At 54.7% G+C, this 19,299-nt stretch carries 10 protein-coding genes; 3 read left to right on the top strand and 7 right to left on the bottom strand.

What is annotated here, in order from left to right; translation table 11 throughout:
• Positions 1 to 27: 27 nt before the first annotated feature.
• From IVB18_RS21675 to IVB18_RS21655, 5 genes are all read right to left on the bottom strand, one after another.
• A complete protein-coding gene (locus tag IVB18_RS21675) occupies positions 28 to 519 on the bottom strand; it encodes a hypothetical protein (RefSeq protein ID WP_247990990.1) in 492 nt (163 codons plus the stop codon).
• 35 nt (positions 520 to 554) lie between these two features.
• Positions 555 to 2,084 carry an HNH endonuclease gene (locus IVB18_RS21670; RefSeq protein ID WP_247990989.1) on the bottom strand — a complete coding sequence of 510 codons (1,530 nt, stop codon included), beginning with the start codon at positions 2,082 to 2,084 and terminating at the stop codon, positions 555 to 557.
• Between the two features lie 388 nt (positions 2,085 to 2,472).
• Positions 2,473 to 6,549, bottom strand: coding sequence for a type ISP restriction/modification enzyme (locus IVB18_RS21665; protein ID WP_247990988.1), 4,077 nt, complete (start codon positions 6,547 to 6,549; stop codon positions 2,473 to 2,475).
• 4 nt (positions 6,550 to 6,553) lie between these two features.
• The gene (locus IVB18_RS21660; RefSeq protein ID WP_247990987.1) at positions 6,554 to 9,700 is read right to left on the bottom strand and encodes a helicase-related protein; all 3,147 of its coding nucleotides are present in this window, start codon (positions 9,698 to 9,700) and stop codon (positions 6,554 to 6,556) included.
• Positions 9,697 to 11,082, bottom strand: coding sequence for a hypothetical protein (locus IVB18_RS21655; protein WP_247990986.1), 1,386 nt, complete (start codon positions 11,080 to 11,082; stop codon positions 9,697 to 9,699). Before IVB18_RS21655 ends, IVB18_RS21660 begins: the two co-directional genes overlap by 4 nt.
• 658 nt (positions 11,083 to 11,740) lie before the next feature.
• On the opposite strand from IVB18_RS21655, the gene IVB18_RS21650 reads away from it, so the two are divergent.
• Genes IVB18_RS21650 through IVB18_RS21640 form a run of 3 tightly spaced genes read left to right on the top strand, consistent with a single transcriptional unit; the run spans position 11,741 to position 15,904 of the window.
• The gene (locus IVB18_RS21650; RefSeq protein WP_247990985.1) at positions 11,741 to 12,532 is read left to right on the top strand and encodes a hypothetical protein; all 792 of its coding nucleotides are present in this window, start codon (positions 11,741 to 11,743) and stop codon (positions 12,530 to 12,532) included.
• Positions 12,529 to 15,372 carry a DEAD/DEAH box helicase gene (locus IVB18_RS21645; RefSeq protein WP_247990984.1) on the top strand — a complete coding sequence of 948 codons (2,844 nt, stop codon included), beginning with the start codon at positions 12,529 to 12,531 and terminating at the stop codon, positions 15,370 to 15,372. Before IVB18_RS21650 ends, IVB18_RS21645 begins: the two co-directional genes overlap by 4 nt.
• Before the next feature lie 52 nt (positions 15,373 to 15,424).
• Complete coding sequence (locus tag IVB18_RS21640) at positions 15,425 to 15,904, top strand: hypothetical protein (protein ID WP_247990983.1); 480 nt, start codon at positions 15,425 to 15,427, stop codon at positions 15,902 to 15,904.
• Positions 15,905 to 16,173: 269 nt separating this feature from the next.
• On the opposite strand, the gene mobF is transcribed toward IVB18_RS21640, so the two are convergent.
• The gene (gene mobF / locus IVB18_RS21635) at positions 16,174 to 19,023 is read right to left on the bottom strand and encodes a MobF family relaxase (RefSeq protein WP_247990982.1); all 2,850 of its coding nucleotides are present in this window, start codon (positions 19,021 to 19,023) and stop codon (positions 16,174 to 16,176) included.
• Positions 19,020 to 19,286 (bottom strand): hypothetical protein, encoded by a 267-nt coding sequence (locus IVB18_RS21630; protein ID WP_247990981.1) that lies wholly within the window; start codon positions 19,284 to 19,286, stop codon positions 19,020 to 19,022. The genes mobF and IVB18_RS21630 overlap by 4 nt, the downstream gene beginning before the upstream one ends.
• Positions 19,287 to 19,299: the final 13 nt, after the last annotated feature.

The following is a 19,299-nucleotide window of genomic DNA, read 5'->3' as shown; positions in this document are numbered from 1 at the left end:
CCCGGCTGCAGATCAGAGCGCCAGCTATCAGCCCCCTTCCGGCGACGGGGCTGGCCAAACCTGACGGGCAATCCTCTTGAATTCCGAAACACTCAGGGATCCACGCGCCCTCGCCTTGCTTTCGGTAAGCACAAGAAGCTTGGCGACTGAAGAAAATGGCGCTTCCCACATTTCGCGTGGGTCCAACGTTGCGTTGTCCAGCAGAACAAGAAGAACGATGTCACAAGGCGAGTCGGCCTTAATGCGTGACATTCTTTGACCGGGCTTAGCGTTCTCGCCATAGGCGCGTCCCTTAATCTGAATACGCTCCGTGCCGCGCAGCGCGTCATAGCCGATGGTGCGGGCGGGAGCGAGCACCAGGCCCAGCTTTTCCGCCGCGTGAAATTCGGCAATCTCCCCGGTGACACCAATCGGTTTCCCGGTCAGCCGATAGAATTCGCAGGCCAGCGGTTTGATCGTCGCGAGTATCTCGCGGACGCGAACTTCATTCTTGGCTGCGTCCGGCTCAGGATCTTTCATCTATTTGCGCTTTTCATAGGGTGTTTGAGTCCGGGCTATCTGTAATCGCCGGGATCGATATTCTGTTCGTGACGCCGTTCCATTTCGCCTTCGCCGCCACATGCGCGGCAATCGTTGCCTTCCACACGGCCTGTCCCATGGCAAATCGGACACTTGACGTCCTCGTAATCTCGAACGTCAATGCGTTGCAGATCGCCACGATCGATCTTGGCCTCCCCGCCGCAAACGGGACAGTCATCACCTTTGCGCCGACCTTTGCCGTCGCAGACCGGACAATCCACTTTTGAATAATCATTGATATCGATCTTATCGGCAAACCTGCGCTGCATCCGCGCGTCGCCGCCGCATTCAGGACAGTCGCGGCCTTCGTACCGGCCTTTACCCTCGCATAATGGACAGTCAACCTCTTCGTATTCCCTCAAGTCGATCCGGTCGGCGTAACGACGATCTATTTGGGCGTCACCGCCGCAGGCCGGGCATTGATCTCCGTCAAAGCGACCCGAGCCTTCACAGAGCGGGCAATCAACCTCCTGATATTCACGAATGTCGATGTTATCGGCATATCGTTTGTCCATCTGCGCGTCGCCTCCGCAGACGGGGCAATCGCTTCCCCTGAAATGGCCATCGCCGTCGCAAAGAGGGCAATCAACTTTGTTGTAGTCGCTTAGATCGACGCGGTCGGCGAAATGCTCTTCGATTTCCCTGTCGCCGTTGCAAACCGGACAATCGGTTCCTTCATGTCGCCCAGTAGCCTGGCAGAGTGGACACGCGACAAAGCCAAAAGTCGCGACATAGTCCCGCCGGATGTCCTGCGCTTTCCGCAAACGTACAGAAATCGCGGCTGCCCCATTGGAGAGCGATGCGACATCTGCCGATATCGCCTGGTAGGCTTCGTATTTCGGATCGGTCTTCGAGAGGGGTGCGAGCACCGGCATAGCCGCGATCGCTTTTTTGGCGAGGTCTTCGATGGCTTCGATCTGATCTTTCGTCTTAGGGGCCTCAAGTTGTTTGGCCAGAACGTCACAAGTCTGAAGCATGGCAAAAAGCTTATGGCTGAGCTCCTGCTGCATCAGCCACAAACTGCGCTTGAAGTAATGGAGCGCCTGCTTGAAACCCTGGACGAAGTCGGCGTCTTCCGGCTTGGGACCGAAGAAAAGGCCTTTATCGTAAGACGTGTGGTGATTGCTGCATAACCACAGCAGATTTTCCGGATGGTTGTTAAAGGTCTTTGCGACAGGCTCTAAATGCGCAGCTTCGCATGAATCTTTGTTGGACCGACAGATGGCGCATTCACCATTCGCCTCTACCTTGATCTCCCGCCGGATTTCGGCCGGAATATTCGGCCGTTTGCCGTCTTTATGGGGCCATGGGGATTTCAGCCAATTGTTGAAGGATAGTAGTTCTTCCTCTTCGTAGAAGTATCTGTTGTTTTCAATCTTTGCGACTTTGAGGACGCGCGTGTCAGCATGTTTTGGCGGATTCTTCGTCAGCCATCTCAGCAGGTCCGGTGACATGCCGGACGCTACAGCCGCCTCGTATTCGTTCAAGACTTTCTTGTTGGCCATCTCTGCTTCGCTTGGTCCGTCAGTCGTTTGCTCAGGTTACGGGAATGGCGACATGAAAGCGCCCCGCTCTGCAGCGCAGGCCGGCAAGCCGACCCCGTCCGGATTCCAGGCTTCGCCCGCGATTCCGGTTTCGAACTCGTCCTCTTTCGTCTCGGCGATTCGGGGGAGGATCAGACAGGATGTGTTGCCGCGCGGATTGCCACAAACCTTACCGGCCCATCGACTGTCGTGCCACGGCACACGCACGGAGACGTGCATTGTCGGCAACTGCCTTGCACCCTGAATCATAACCCCACCCTCATTGTCAATTATCGTTCTTATTGAATTACCCAGTTCGCCACTTGGACGATGAGATCGCAATTACCTTGGTCTCATCTCCGAACGAATCTCAACCGGATCTCCGGATCTGTGAACCATCACTTTCCAACCGATCATCGCGTAACAGCCCATTTATCAGCGATCGCGCAGCATCTTCTATCGCTGGCCCCGTTCGACGGAATCCCATCCACCGAGCGAAGGCGCGGGTGGCACCTTCCCGTTCAATCCACTGCCGGCCAAGCAGGGAAGCCAAGAACTGCTCCTTCAGAAAGTCACGATCATACTGTTCTATCGTGCGAGCGAATAGACGAACGCCGCCGGACTTGTTGGCGAGGATTCTTCGCCGCGCCGCTGTGCGCAAAGCATTATCAATCTCTTCGTGAATTCGGGTTCCTGTTCGTGGGTACCCTAGCTCTCGGGCAAGCGCATCGATCGCCGTCTCACGTTCTAGTTCCCGGCCGTCGCCGAACAACTGGCGGATGCGGCAAATCAAATCCTCCCGGTCTAACTCGTCGGGATTGGGGCGCATAACATCGGGTTCGGTCGATGCGGCTATTTCGTAGAATGGCGCTTCCGGTTCAGCTGCTTTCAGTAGCTCCGACGGCGGCGTCCGATATGTGATGGTCGCAGAGTTCGGATGCGGTAGGCTTCCCGAATTGCCGGTCTCCTCAGCCTCCACAACGGCTGCTTCGATCGTTCTGTCGCCTTGCGCGAACGCACCCGGCCAGCCACCGTACTTTTCGATTATGTCGTCAACCTCTTTCATCAGCCGAATGGTTTCGGCCAGGGCCATCACGATCTTCTGATAGTGCACGATGTCGTCCTGCGAGAGCGTGCGGCCCCTGCGGTCCTTCAACCACTTTTCGCAGACTTGATAACCTCCCACGTGGAAGTTCCACACTTTCTCGGACACGCCGCGAAACCCAATTGTGCCGGGCGTCGCGGGCTGATCCTTCCTAGTTGCCGCAGCGTCGAGCCAGACGGTGCCATCCGACCAACCGATTCGCTCGACCTCAGGATCTTTCGGACCCGAATATACAGTTATTGGATGATCAAGCTCAGCCGCTTCCAACAGGTGCAGAGCTGTGAGTTCGCGACCGATTCGAACGAGCGCGCGGAACAGCTCTGAGTTAGCACCCAATGGAACACGCGGGAATTCCATCTTCAGCAAATCTTCGTAGCGCGTCCTATAGATGGACGAATACAAGATCGCATATACGTAAGCAAATCCGGCCTCTGCGATTTCGTCGGTCAGTGTTTCAGGTTTTGATGCTGCATCAACAGGTGAAAACAATTCAACAAGCTGTCGTGCAAATCTTTCTCCGAGATTTGGACACCACTCGTCACCAGCATTTCGCTGGAACAGGCTCGTATTGTCCTTCGTAAAGAGAGGGAATAGCGATTGGCCTTCGCGCGACTTATTCGAGATACAGAACATGTCCGCGGGAGCATTGACGACTAGGGCATGACGGAAGCCAGGCGTAGATTGCTGCCTACTACAAAGGAGGCCAACCCGGCTCGGCCCAACACACGCCATCACTTCGCTTCTAGGCCAATCCACGATATCCTTTGTTAGGGCAATCCACTTCTTATCAAACGAGCGAAACACGCATTTAACAATCGTCTTCTTGACCTTTTCGAAATTGGATGACCGTCGTACTTTTTTGACTTCCCAGCCTCGGGTATTTGATAGGCCGAAATCGTCGACTATTTGCTTGTCGGATCGGCTGGCATCAAAGAAGTTACGAAGGCGCCCTTCTAGGCCATGGCGATCATAGTCCGTTGCGAAATCGTCGCGCGATGTCTGGATGCCAGTTCCGTAAAACGGGAAGATATCCTTCAGCGAATAGTACTCACGATACTCGGCATCGAAATCAAGTTGTCGTTTTACAAAAAGATAATACGGGGAAGTGGGATAGAGCTCAGTACTGATGTGCCGGCTTGATGTGTGCCCGAGAAGCCAATCGAATTTGAAATTACGTGCCCCCCAAAGGTCGAAGCTTAGCACGCGCGCAGACGCCTTTTGGGCATCCTTCACGAACATCGCAATCGCAACTCCCGGCAGAATGTCGAAGACGTTGTCATCAATCTGGCCATCAGGAGCATTCTCACCCTTCTTGGTGCTTCCGTGCAGATCGACTATATTCAGATGCGTGAAAAAGCGCCGCAACTGGAACCTCATCCCCCGGCACGTTGGGCTATCGACGTAGCTATGATTCGTAATCATCCCATGAATCCCGAGCGACGATTGATCGAGCAGGAAGTGGGAAAGACGAATGAATTTTACATAATCATCTTGTAGCCAAATCTTTTTCTCGCCTAGCGGTTTACCATCAACTTCGTAGTAGTTTGCTGTCGCGTCACCATTCACGTCCTCGCCTTTCAATAGCCCTTCTATCCAGTCGTTCCGGTTAGAAGAAACTCCTGAGTAGGGAGGATTACCAATAACAACGGTGAACCGCCGGTCGCGTTTGATTGCGTTAACAGCACGAGCCTCATGTGCGAGCGCCGGCACCCACTGTTCAAACTCTCGTTGGGTCTTGTCATCGTTAGGTGGTTCAAGTGCGTTCGTGAGATAAATGCGGGCACGCTCGTCGCTGCCGAAGCGATAGCCTGTTTCAAACAACTTCAGCCCAATCTTCAGATGAGCAATGGCATATGGTGCCATTAGTAGCTCGTAACCATGCAACCGCGTCAGCAGGTGCTTTGGCACGTACTCATTCCACAGTGCTTCTATAGCTTTGTCGGTGCGACCCTCTGCTTTCCATTTCTCGTTGAGAGTTTTATGGATGAGATCGATTACTTCCACCAGAAATGTTCCCGTACCCGTGGCAGGATCCAGGATTTGAACGAAGCCCTGTGTATCTGAAACTCCCTGAGGAATTTTTACGTGCTCATGGCGCGTTGCCATTTCGCCCCACGTGGTGGTATCGGCAAGGCCATCAGATAGACCAAACTCAGTGCGTAGCGACTCGTCCACTGATCGGACGATGTATGAGACTACCGGGCGCGGAGTATAAAAGACGCCGCGCTGCATACGCTTCTTGGCGTCGTACTCTTTAAGAAAAAGCTCATAGAAGTGAATGACTGGATCTTCCAATGGATTCCTGTCGCCAAAGTCTTGAACAACTGCCTCCATTTTCGCGTCGTCGAGTAGTTCCACAACTTCACTAACGCCCAGCTCATCAAAATCGATGCCTGGACCTCCGGCCTTGCCTCGCCTCCCACCGACTCTGAGAAACATCTCCATCAGCTCGCGCAAGAACGGGTTGGTGCGCATGTGGGCAGCGAAATCGTCGGTCGTCTTCTTCTCCGGGTCGGCGATGCGGGCCGAGAGCAATCCATAGGCGATGGTCTGCGCGTACATGTCCGCGAAGCCGTCAGCGTCGAGGTCGTGGACGAGCGCCTCCTGAAATGCCTTCATCAGCTTAGTTAGCGGGCCGGCCTCCGTTTCAATGGCAAGGGCCGCCTTGATGCGGTCACGGATGGCACGCGCCAGTTCGGCGAGACGAATGGATAGGTGTTGCGAGGTGGTGACAACTTCGCGATGGCGCAGGTTGAAGGCACCGCGCCAGCTTCTTCGCCAAGCTTCTACGTCTTCGTCATCGTCGGGCCAAGCGAGGTTTTGCGTCAGCTCTTTAACCACATTGTCGAGGTGGAGTGCCGTATCGAGATTATCCCAGCCCAACACCTTGAGGGTCGGCAAATCGTGGCCGTCCTGCGCCCTCGAAAAGTGTGCGAAGCTAATCTGACGCTCGTCGCCCTCGCCGTAGTTTGAAATGAACAACAAATCGTCCGCAGCCCAGGCGGCTCGCTCTGCGCTATTGGCAGAGGGGCGCTTCTTAAGGGCGACTTGGCTCAGAATGCGGCGCAGTGCGACGACCGGCAGATTCTTCGGCTCGAACTTTACAAAGAAGATGCCCCACGGTTGTTTAGACGAAAGCGGACGCAGTCGCTTGATCTCTTGGATCTTCGCTGAATTCTGAGCATCAATACCCAGCTCAGCGGCCGAAAAATCGTAGAACAGATCATTTACGTCCTCAAACGAGTCTCGGGCAATGGGCCATCCCATCTCGTCACGCAGATAAGCGATAAGCTGGTCGAACCGCTTTATCTTCGCAAGTGCGGCACGGTGATCGGTGACCATATCCTTAGCCCTCGTTGAGTTCCATCCAGCACTTGAGCGCCGGCTTCACACCTACGGGAGCGTCTACCCGTTTAAGGTACGTGTTCTTGATGTGGTTTTCGAGCTTGCTGCGAAGATCGACCAGGGTCTTTTCGTCTGTTTTGCACTGGCGCGGCGTGTCCGCTTCGGAACGAATGCTGGCGACAATCTCGCCTGGCTCTTCCAAAATTGTATTCCGGCCGAGGTCATACAGATACCAACGCATCGTACCTGCCTCATGGGTAAACTCGCCGGTCTCCTTGTCGAGAGCGGGGAGACCATAGCAAAAGAACACACCCGTCGTACCCTTTGCTGGTCGTTGCCTTCCGCTGAAAATCCCGCCGGGCAGTGCCCGAAGCCGGCTTTGAAGCGTCGGATCTGTCAAAAGCAACGCTTGGTATTCCAGGTGCATGTCCTCGACGGCGGTTTTGGTGCCCTCATACGCGTGATTGAACTCCTTGAGCGCATCGTAATCATCATCCGGTCTCAGAAGCTTCTTTCCTTCGATCCCGAAAGTCTTGGAAATCAGGAGCGTTTTCTGAGTTACCTTGCGGTACAACGTCAGGATTGCATTCAGTTCGTCAGGTGGCAGGAAGTTCCAGAAACTTACTTTGCCGCGCGAAGAGGCCACCTCTGGATGATCGTTGACCAGGCGCTTCTCGACCTCTGGATTCATTCGGCGATCAACACGGCCAATACGCTGCATCAGCCGCACCGGATTCCAGTGAATATCATAGTTGATCATCCGCGACGCATCTTGAAGGTTCAAGCCTTCGGATAACACGTCAGTTGAGATCAACACCCGAATTTCATCGCGGCCACTGTCAACTAACATCTTGCTGGTATGGGCATTGTAGTATGGTGAGAACCGTTGGATGACATCCGCGCGATTGGTCTTGGTCGCGCTGTCAACCTGTGCAACTCCCTCCACGTCTGCCTTGTCCAATTGGCGCTTCAGGTAACGAGCTGTATCGGCAAACTCCGTAAAAATCAGAATCTTTTGGCCGGCAAGTTCCTTCGATTTCAACAGACGAATGAGCTTCTGCAACTTGTCATCGTGCTTTGTTTCGAATCTTCTGGCTTCTTCGATAAACTGGACGATCTGATCAAGATCCAGAAACGTCTCCGACATCATCTCGATAACGTCGTAATCCTCTCGATTGAGGCGCTCGACCGCATCAAGCATCTCCTGCGGCACGACGTCGTCATCGGGATCGCTGTCGTCGTCTTCCCAGAATTCGAGTTGCCGCGTCGCCGCATAGCCAAGAATCTCAGCGTTTTGGGATTTCCAGCGGTCCAGCCGCCTCTTTTCTGCGTCAGTTTCGCTGTGCACCTCAAGGAATGCCAGCAGCTTCCGGAGAAGCCGATCGCAAGACAGCTCGAACGCTGCCACAGAGCTCTCGAACCGCTTGAGAAAATTCGTCCTGATAAGACCAACGACCTGTTCCTGCCGCCCCTCTTCAAGGGGGTCTATGCTCTTGTCAGCGCCCTTATACCAAGCGAGTGGATAGTACATAGGCAGCGTGAATAGCGGCTTGGTGCGCGTAAACGCCTTTTCAAACATTTCCAATAAACGGCCGTAGGTCTTCCGGATGGAGTATTCGGCCACCTGGGGAGCTTTTCGATCCGGAAAGACAGCCGCGTTGCCCGTCTCACGCATTTGGCTCTCGCGAGCATATGCCCTGCTTCGCTGCACCACGAGAGTTTTGAAGATCTCGTCCGCAGCAAGAAAGTCCTGGACCTCCGCTATGTGCCCAGAGACGTCCGCGACTTCGGGACCAACGGTCCTTCGTAACTGCTTCTCGATATTGTTAAAGTGCGATCGCAGGTTATTTACGCCGAGCGTTCGTGCGAAATAGGCTTCGTCGCGGCGGGTGAACAGCTCGGCCATATGCCGAAAATCGCTGATCCGATTATTGATCGGAGTGGCCGTAAGCATGAAGAGACTCTTCGGGCGTACTGACGAGTCCAGAAGGTCGTAGAGCTGATAGTAGCGGGATGGAACGCCCTCCTCGTCGGTCGCCCGCCGGCTTCCAGGATTGCGAAAATGATGGGCCTCGTCGATGATCACCACGTCCGCCAGTTCTGCAATACGGCGAAACCGCTCCGGAAACTCACCCTTTCGGCCGAGATCCGTGTGGCTGAATACCGCCAGATTGCTGAAGTCCGCATTACCTCCAACTCCGCCAATGTGAGGCAGATATTCGCGCAGGTGAGGTTCCCAAACACCGTCTTTTGCCGCTTTCGGTGCAAACAGCACGACTCGCTTCCCCTCGTGGAGGACGAGGCGTTCGATCAGCATCAAGCCAACAAACGTTTTGCCCAGGCCGACACCATCACAGAGAAACGCGCCTGAATGTTGCCGCGCAATCTTCATCAGGGCCCAATAGGCCTCTTTCTGGTAGCGATCGATTTTCGGAAACATCTTTGAGCGGGTCTCATCCCACTCGGTCGCCGTCAATTCGTGCCCGCGGAAAAATTCCTGAAGCGCCTTTGTGTAAACGTCGAACGGCGAATAGATTCGGACATGACGCGAAATCGCTTCGAAAATATGATCCGTGACGTCAGCAGCCTCAACCCAATGAGCCTCAAACCATTCCTGGAGTTGAGTTACCTCACGCGCACTCTGAATCTGGACATTGAGCTCGATATTCTTGGTCAAGCCGGGCATCGTAAAATTGCTTGAGCCAACCAACGCTTGCGAACCAATGACGTCCAGCTTCGCGTGCGTAATGTATGTTTTGGCGTGGAATTTTTCGCGATCGTAGACCCGGCATTCGATCTGCCGGGACTGAAGTGCCGCGATGATCGCCCCTACACCTCGGAGAAACGGATTTGGATCCTTGGCTGCCTCCAGGCTCTTGTCGAGTTCATCTACAGCCTTTTTGACCACGGCATCCAAAAACGCCTTTCGCGTCCGATGCGTCGTATCGGCCCCCATAAGTATTCGGATCTTGTTGAGCGACTGCCACTTTCCGTCGAGTGCCAGGATAGTGCCGATGTCGAAATAGCCGGTAGCAATATCAAAACCTTTGGCTATCTCGGTCCACTCTTCGAGATACCGAAGCGCAGTCCAGCCCGACACACTGTTGTCGACAATGAAGAGATCACGACCCTTTCGTTCGTCGTTCATGACCGGGCTCCCCGAGCGGAGGCAACCACGGCTTGACGCTTTAAAACCTCGGTCTCGAAAGCATCAAGGACGAGATCATACGAACCCTCATTCTTGCCTACCTTTTGCGGGTCAGCGCGGAAGGCGTCGAGAATGACGCGATATTTTTTTACGATCGATTCCAAATGCTCGTCCAGGAAGCGGAATGGATCTTCTTTCCAGTGGACGTGGCCATTTGCGTCCTTTGCCATCAGTGCTTTTAGCCCATAAACAAGGGGCATAATGAGCCCATCGGGATATGCGTAGTCGACTTCCATGTCTGTGAAATGCGATCGCGGTTTGGACCGCATCCTGTCGGCCATCTTGACCACGGTAAGTCCACCAAAACGACCGTCTCGATCGCCGTTGTAGGCTGCCGGGAAGTCTCGATAGATCTTGTCGTAAAGCTCGGGAAGTTCGCCCGCGATCACGAGAGCACTATGCACGGCGCCATTGTGGAGTTCGTGTGTATAGTCGCCATCCGAAACGCTGGAGACGCGCTCATCACTCATGAGGGTGTCGAAATGCTTCGCAAGCTCACCCTTGTTGCGGTAGAGGTTCTGCGGAGGAATTTTGATTTCGACAGGCAGATCAATCACGGATAATGGAATCCAGGCAAGCGCGATCAGATCCCGTACCTTAATCTCTCCCCCGTCATTGGTTTTCCACTCGACGCGATTTGCGATCGTTGGCTGCAGAGATTTTCGAAGATACTCGTAGAATCCCTTCTTGTTCGCTTTGGTTTCCAACGTTAGCTCGACGTTGTTGTTGCGGGCTGCGCAAATATCGAGAAGGGAACTGTTGAACTCGTCCACTGTATCGCTGTTGGCGATATCGGCAGGCACAAGGACTTCGACTGGCACAAGAAAATCGAGCGGTCCGCTTCCCGATTCTTCGCCAGCGGCGCGCTTTAGCTCGGTAATCTCCGCGCGGTTTACAGCCCACGCATCCTTGAGCTCCGACCAACGCTTGATCTTCTTGAAAATTCGATCATCGCCCAGGGCTCGCGCCAAAACGTAGGTCCCGATAGCCAGCATATTGTGCCCGCCATCCAAAATTCCTTCGATTTTCGTATTCTCGAAACGGATTTCGTAACGTTTGCGTTCAAGGGCGACATAATTTGAGGCGCCGACAAGAACACCCTTGGTCTTGAACGGGAAGGTCTCCGGCGTCTCGCAAATGCTGTCGATGATATCTGCGGTTACTGCGCCAGCCTTGGCCTCGCGCGGGTTGGCTTCGAGATCTGCGGCATCAAACAGCTGCAGCATATTCTTGGCCCTGACGAAGCCCACGATTCGGCGAACCGGGCCTTCCGTTTGCTCGGACACCTGCTCAAAGCGGATAACGATTTTATCGGGATTCATTTTCGGTTCTCCAAATGGAGAGACCGATTCTAGATGCGGTTTCCGCATATGACGGTTCGATGGAGGCGCAAAATGCCTCGATAAACCATCGCTATCCAGCGACACCACTACCAGAACCGTCTCGGGTTCTTCTTTCAGCTTCCGTCCGGAAGCGTCACCAACATGCACAATCGCGGGTTGTCCGTCAACATAATCTGTTCGAGGCGGCGCTGGCTGATCGGCAAAGGCTCGCGGGCCACGATGCGCGTGCCGTAGAACTACGGCTTTCGGCTACGAGAGGAGGCCGAACTTCACGGGGCTTTTCGAGTAGCCCTTTCTGGACGGGCCTCATCCGATCGACTTCGTCGGAAGTCGCAAGTGGCGGGCCTAGACGGAACCGAAAAAAGCAGGCTCAACTGATAGTTGCCTCGGGACCGAGGGTCTAGGGGGATTTGGGGGACTCGTCAGTATGCACGCGGGGGAAACACCGCCTGAGAAACTAGCGTTGCCGACTCCACGTGCCTCGGTCCAACTTCTAGAGACTGCGTCACCGTGGATTTTGGAGGATTTCGAGACAAGTCCGCAGGGGGACAATGATTTTGACCCCTGGGAGCCTTTGTTCATTTTTCGAGTCCCCCATTTTCCAGAAGTCGAAGACCGTCCCACTGATTCGCCTGTCTTGGAGGACTTTTGGGATCCGATCTCTCCAAGCCATGCCGACGTCGACATCGTCGGTGCTTCCAACTGGCAGACCGACATACTTCTTCCCGACTTCGTCCCGCACGCGGCCGAAAATCCTTTCCATCTTGAACTGAGAGCCCCGAGCAGCGAAGACAAAGCCGGCCAACGTGCCCGTTGGCTTGTATCCTTGCTCGACCTTCCGCAACTAGAACGCCGAAGGGCTTTCGAACGCCGCTTTTCAGAATTGTTTGCCGTCTATCCGCACGCAGCAACGTTCTCGGCGCTCGCAGACCTTGCGCTTGAGGGTGCAGTCGCGGATGACCTTTGGTGGGCTTTCGAGCTTAAGGAGATCTGGGCGTCGTCGCCTTCGTGGTGGAGCATGCGACGCAGGGGCTCGCGCCAACCTCTCACACCGGATGGTGGGATGGGCATGCTTGGTTGGGCACGGTCGCATAGGTTCATCATCGACAGAAAGGGCCTTCCGCCAGAGGCCATAATAGACCCCGATTGGTTCGATGACTGGCTGGAGCTATCAATCGGAGACCCACTTTACTGGCGATTTATCGACTATGCGGAGGCAAGGATTGAGGCGTTTGCTGCTGGAACGCTTGATTCCCCAGTTCCTCCGCGTCGCCATATTGGCTCGCGGCCAATCGTCACCATCGACGGCTTTGACATATTCAATAGCTTTTCCCGCACGGCCGTCTTGTACCGCGCCGAAACCGAGTCCTGGGCCCTAACAGCTGCCCGATCAGAAGACGTCCTTAGTCCCAACAAGGTCCGCGCATGAACGAATTAATACCGATCGAAAACGCCTGGGTCTGCCGAGGTAACAATCCAGCCGAGATCGGCTTCGTTAAGCGAGTTTTCGCCACAGGTGACGAGCCATCTATCGAGGTGGATTTCGGTCCAAAGGGGGTCGCACGCCTCAAGGTTGGAGAATGGGGTTGCGGTTTGCGTGCCGGTTTCACAGTACAGGACGTGCCATTATCCGGTGTACGCGAGACCCTCGGAACCGGAACGGTCATGAAGACTCGCGAACTTGCTACGCGACATCAGGCGCTCGTTCAATTTCACTCAACCGGCCAATCGCTCTGGCTACCATTTGAACGACTCCGCAGAGTCATGGACCCGGCGTTGCGCTTTCGCCGCTCTGAGCCGGCAACAAACGACTCAGCGGAACGCCTCGCGCTGAATGTGATCGCCCACCTCCTAAAATCCTGGAACGAGGCTACCGGTGCTCTAGATCGATTGGACGTTGATCCTCTTCCCCACCAAATTGGGTTGGTCCACCGCATACTAAATTCCGGCCAAACAAATTGGCTGATCGCAGACGATGTTGGACTAGGCAAAACGATCGAGATCGGACTGCTGCTGGCGGCCCTCGAACGGCGTCAAAATATTCGTCGCATACTGGTGGTCGTTCCCTCGGGCCTGACCCGGCAGTGGAAAGAGGAAATGCTCATCAAGTTCGATAGACGATTTCTTATTTATGGGATCGACTTCCGTGTGTCCGATCCACGGGAATGGGGCCTCTACGAACGTGTCATCGTTTCTCTTGATCTTGCAAAGCCGCGCAACGCCCAGGATGACGGCTGCGACATGGATTCAACTTTCGGAATGTTCATGGCCGCAGGTGCTTGGGACATCATAATCTTTGACGAAGCTCATCGTTTGTCCCGGGATGAGCAAGGTCGATCCACGTTGCGTTTTCGGCTTGCGCAAGGGCTGCGCGAACGGACGGACGCGCTCGTCCTGCTCACAGGCACGCCCCATCAAGGTGATCAAGGGAAATTTAGAAACTTGCTAACTCTAGTCCGCCCTGATCTGGGAGCCCTCATAAAGAACATCGATCAAACCCCCGATGTTGTTCGTGAGATTATTCTCAGAAACCGAAAAATTGATGCCGTCGACATTGACGGCAATTTCCTTTTCCACGGTTTGTTAGTTCGGCGGGTGGAAGTGGAAACCGACGAACAATTTACGATCTTGGAAGCACGCCTTCGCCAATACCTTTCCAGAGGGTACGGGGCCGGCGACTCTATCGGCGGCAAGGAAGGAAGAGCCGTAGGCTTCGTCATGACGATCTATCGCAAGCTTGCATCGTCGTCTGTTGCGGCCCTCTGGATCGCCCTCAGACGACGTCTTGATCGGCTTTCCTTGCAGCCAAGTGCTCCTGATGAAAATCAAGAGGCGTTTGACGAGGATGACCAGCCCGAGACCGATGACAATCTTGGCCAACATGGGCCGCTGGAAAAACGTCAGCCTTTCTTTGAGGGCGAGGAGCTCATGCTGAGGGATCTGATTGCCCGTGGCGAAGCGTGCATGAGAACGGACAAAAAAGGCGCAGCTCTGGTCAAAATCGTGCGAGAGGTAGTTCAAGACCAAGGCCAGAAACTTCTGATCTTCACGGAATTTCGATCGACGCAGGCATATTTGCTTCACCAAGTTGAGAAGCTCCTCGGAGCGAGACCCGTGATAATCCACGGCGGAATGACTGTAGACGAAAAACGAGAGGCAGTTCGATCTTTCGAAGGAGATATTCCAGTCCTCATCTCCACGGAAGCCGGTGGCGAAGGTTTAAACCTGCACCGACGATGTCACATCCTTGTAAATTTCGATTTACCGTGGAATCCCGCGCGCCTTACTCAGAGAATGGGGCGACTGTATCGATATGGGCAGAAAGAGCGGGTTGTAGTGATAAATTTCCACGCTCGCGATACCATCGACAACGAAATCGTTTCAACGGTTATTGATCGCGTCGATACTATAGTGCGCGAAATGAAAAGCGTCGGGCCTGAATTCGACGAGCTGTATGCAGCGGAAGTGATGGGCGAACTTTTGGAACGTGTGGATATTTCCGAGTTATTGGATGAGGCGCGAAACGGACATGTCGAACGGACCAAGGAACGCATTGATGCCGCAGTTGCTGAGGCAACCAAGGCCAAGAGGCTACAGGATGAGATCCTCAATCAAGTCGATCGTCCAGATGTTTCAGGATCGCAGTTGCTCGGGGGTTACACCACTGCCAACGTGGCCTCATTCGTTCAACGGGCTTCTGTTCGATTTGGTATCGAGGTCGAAGCGTCGTCTAACCTCGAGAATTTTACCCTCCGCCTCCCCCCAGAACTGCGTGGCACATTTCATGAATTTGGAAATCGAACTGTTATCGTGGCTACGACTCGACGAAGAGGCTGGAATCCAGCCGGTGAAGTAGCGTTGATCGACTTCTCAGGCACGTTCTTGAAGTATCTTGTAACCTCCGTGACGGCGGCCGATTTCAGCGGCTCATATGCCACCTTCGCGGAAGAAGCAAACTTTCCAAAGTTCTTTGCGGTTTTCCTAGCGAGATTTCAGGACGACCAAGGACACCACCAAGGAGAAAATTTGATTGTTGTTCAGCAAGAAGAGGATTCAATTGAAGTAGATGGAAAGTTCCTAAGTCGGCTGTTCGACGGCCCTCTCCGTGATGCGGATCCGATCAAGAGAGATCCCACTACCAAAAAAGCGGAACTGGACGCCGCGAGAGACCGCGCGGAGTTGGCCATGGCTAAAGACGTCACTCAATTCCGTCATCCGAACGATTTGGTTACATTAGCTGTCGCCGAACTTGGTTCGCCAGCCCCGTGAGATATGCGAATCCCGCTAAGTGAGAACAATTCATTGTTCGACGAGGCGACCTTTGAAGGAACCTGCAATGCGATCTTCGTATGTAAAAGCACTGCTGATCATAGGGGTGTGCCTTCTTCTTGAGCTGATTTTCATTTGGCTTTTTCGAGCAAACCCGAGCCTCTTATCGAGACAGCTCTTGAGAGTTTGGTTCGTTGCCGGCGTCTTAGTTGGCTTGCTACTCTTAAGTCCGGTTGTCCGCTATTTGGGTGCATTTTTGCTTGCGGGTTCGGCAATCTACACCGCTTGGAGTTTCGCATCTGCGAAAATTGCAGTGTCGATGATGATCGCTTCGGCCATTGCGGCAAATACCTTGTTCGAGTTTATTGCCGTTTATCTGCTGGTATTTTCTCATTCATTTTCGGAAGATTTTTCTGCTCGACGGGCTGATGCCCCACCTTTTATCAGTTACATGCGCAAGGCATTTTGGGGGTTGGTTGCGGTCTATGCGATCTGGATGACGTTCCTCGATATCCAGAATCTAACGAAGTAGGTCTCTCCTGCTTCCCGCTAAAATCAATTAGGGTAATGCTTTAGCAAGCTTCGCAAGCGAGGGCCGAGGATGAAAAAGGTGATCCGCAAGAGTGCTAAAAAGAAGCGGCAGCTTTTCAATACCTACGGAGAAAAGACGAAACCTCCACGCGGAAAAATACAGGGACCTAAGTTAGCGTCCGCCGGACGGGTTGACGGCTTTCCGGTCCGGGGCAATCGCGCATAATTTCCAACTGAGACATTACCAATGATGCAGATCTATTGACAGTTTCATCGGCTCATGTCCCGATCTTGAGTTACCACACGTTCTTTGGCTCTAAGTTCTAAGCGGTCCTTGATTGCGTGAACAACCCCTGCCACGCGTCGCGAAACCTGTCGTCGCATATGGCGCATGCTTTCGACCAATCGCCAATTTGGGAGGATGAAGAACCAGTGGATCGATATCTCCCGGGCAGCCTCGAATGTCCGTTGTGCAGCCCGCGCAACTATACCGAGATTAAGCGACCTTGCATCACGTCGTATTTCAATTTTCCCAGTGCGCATGAATTCAATTCGGTCCACGACATAGTCTGCGACGTTGGCCTTTTCCGCGTACGATCTTGCTTCCGTGAACAGCCGCTCCCGGATTGCGATAGGCGACGCGGTGGCCCGCCCGTCGAGTTGGCGGCGCTGGACAGTCGCAGCAAGGCGGTCGCATTCGGCGACGACATAAGCGTCGATTCTGTGTCTGGTGAGTCCGACATAGACTTCTCGCGCATCGGTCGGCCTTGCGATGTAAAGGACGGCGGCAGCTGACGTGCGCGCCTGAACCGAATAGGCGGTTCCTGCGTAGGCCGACGAAATTCGAGGCGGGCTGGACAGACGTCCAGGTTGCTCCCGGACCAACGCTGCCCAGGGCTCGTGGATCAACCGGCCGTCCTCGAGTCGGATCGCGACTTTCGTTTGATCGATATCTGATTCAATGCGCTCGATCGTGCCGCGCGTCCCGTTGCGGATCTGCAATTGGGGTAGGTTTTCGCCAAATCGGATTCGATCGCCCTGGGAAAGCTCGATCGGACCGATCTTTTTGTCCCGGCCTACAGCAGTAAGAGATCGATTTGGGCCTGTCAGCCGGCCTTCGGCACGCAGCACGAGGCGGGCAGCCTTGTTGAGAGCCGCCGCGTCGGCATTTCGACGGGTGACGATGAGAACATCGTCGCCATGGGCTGCGCGATATTCATTCCAAGCCTGAATGACGCGGGCTTGCGCTGCCGCCTCGCCCGCAACCAGTTCGAGTTTCTCATTTCTGGCATACGCCCGCAGGCCGGCCTCAGGATCGCCCCTCGCCATTACCATCGAAGCAGCGCGTTGCCACGCAACTTCCTGTCGGCGTACTTGAGAAAGCACCGCGCCGCGCGCTACGACATCAGCCACCGCGCGTAGTGCACTACCCCCAGGAACAGCCTGAAGTTGCCGACGATCCCCGAAACACACTACCTTCGCGTGCGCCTCGTGCGCGGCCTTTAGGACGGATTCGAGTTCGCGCACACCAGCGAGTCCTACCTCATCAATGACGATCAGGGTCTTGGCGTCTAGCGTCAAACCAAGCCCACTCGACTGATCGTACCGCCATTTCGCAATGGCATGCGCATCGATGCCACACGATTTTGAAAGTTCGTCTGCGGCGATCCAGGTTGGTGACAATCCCAGCACCGTCAAACCCGACCGCTGGGCAGATTCAACCAAAGATTTCGTTAGAACGGTCTTTCCCGTGCCGGCAGGCGCTTCACAGATCGCAACGCCATCTCGATTGGCCGAGAACCGAATTGCCTGTGTCTGCTCCTCAGACAGGTGCGGTGCATTGGCAAGTGCTGCTTCCAGCGCGTCCGGCCGAAACCAATCATGCTCATCAAGGCGGTCCGCTGCACGTAGCAGGCTCGCTTCAGTGGCTGCGATGGACGGCGTCGTCCAGCACTCCGACCTCTCCTCATCCGCAAGCCGGACAAGAATTCCCCGATCCTCATACGACTGCAGTTCTGCCCAGACTTGGTCTATACCAACCGCGAGGAAGGTTGCCTCGACCAACGCGCCATGCAGGAGCTCTTTGCGGGTGACCACACTTTGGTGCCGAAAGAGCTTTGATGCGGCAACCGCGACCGGACCTGTACCTTCGATTTCAGGAGGATCAAAGGCACGTTCGACCATCGTCTCGATCTCGCGACTTGGTACGAAATCGCGTGCCGCCTTCCACGGATCGATGCCGGTCTCGGATAGTTCGTCTCTCCAGCGCTGCTCCAGAACCTCGCCAACAGGGATTTCATCTTTTGAGCCACGCGTTGCGAGCGCAGCAAGTTCCTTCTGGGCGCCGCTTGCGTCCCGTCCGACGAGCTCTTCGATCTGGTGCGATCTCTTTGAAAATGCCTCGATCACATTCTCCGGGATACCAGCAATCTCGAATTGGTTTCGGCCCGCCGCACGCAACGAGAAGCCGTTGTCCGCCAGCCCCCGCGCTAAGGAAGCTCTGAATGCCAAGCCAACCAGAAGTTGCGAATTGAACAATCTCTCGGGCTCAAGAGTGCGACACTTCTTTTGATCTTGGCAACCGGCCACGTTTAAAACTACGGAATGTGTGTGAACGTTGGGGTCACCCTCGCGCGAGGTGTAGTGATCGAAGCAACCGACGATGACGTCAGTCGGCGCCTCACGGATATATCCGCCTTGACCTAAGCGAACTTCGACGAGGCGCTCCTTCACCAGGAAGCCGAGGGCATCCTGCACCGCTGCGCGATGCAGTTGGTGCAGCATGGCACGCTGATTCTCGTCTCCGGCCATCCACAGTACGGATAGAGTTTTTGGGGCAGAAAATGTTACATCCCAACCGGCGCGATGTTTGGCTCCGGAACCACGAACAAGTGGTTTTCCGGTACTGGGGTCAATCCCGCCACACAGATCTCGAAATGTTTCCTTGTCGATTTCGGCACCGTGGCGAACGATCGTCTCGCCAGTTGACCACCAGGTGCCGCCCCCGTCGCGCACGTAATATTCATCGCGACTTCTTGGACGGGCCTCCCGATTGGGGTCATTGACGTAATAGAGACCGGCGTCGCGGCCGCCGCCCAACGCGTGAAGCGATGCGGTCATACCTTTGCAGGCGAGTATCGGCACAAGCTGGAAACGTCGACATCGCCGCCAGCGGTCGCCTCGCCGACGAAGGTCGCCAATTCCAGCAGCCCCTGATCGACTGCCTCTAGACGTTCAACCAGGGCAAGGTGTCGAATCGCAATATCCAGATGTTGCCTGACGCACTCTTCAATCAGGTCGACAGGCGATACCTTCGCGGTATTAGCGGCCCGCTCAAGTCGCTCCGCGAGCGTCTTCTCGATCTGAACCGTGTAGGCGGTCATGAGTTCTCCAGAT

Origin of the sequence: Bradyrhizobium sp. 186 (assembly GCF_023101685.1) — a bacterium.
GTDB lineage: Bacteria > Pseudomonadota > Alphaproteobacteria > Rhizobiales > Xanthobacteraceae > Bradyrhizobium.
This window is presented reverse-complemented; position numbering and strand designations above follow the sequence as displayed.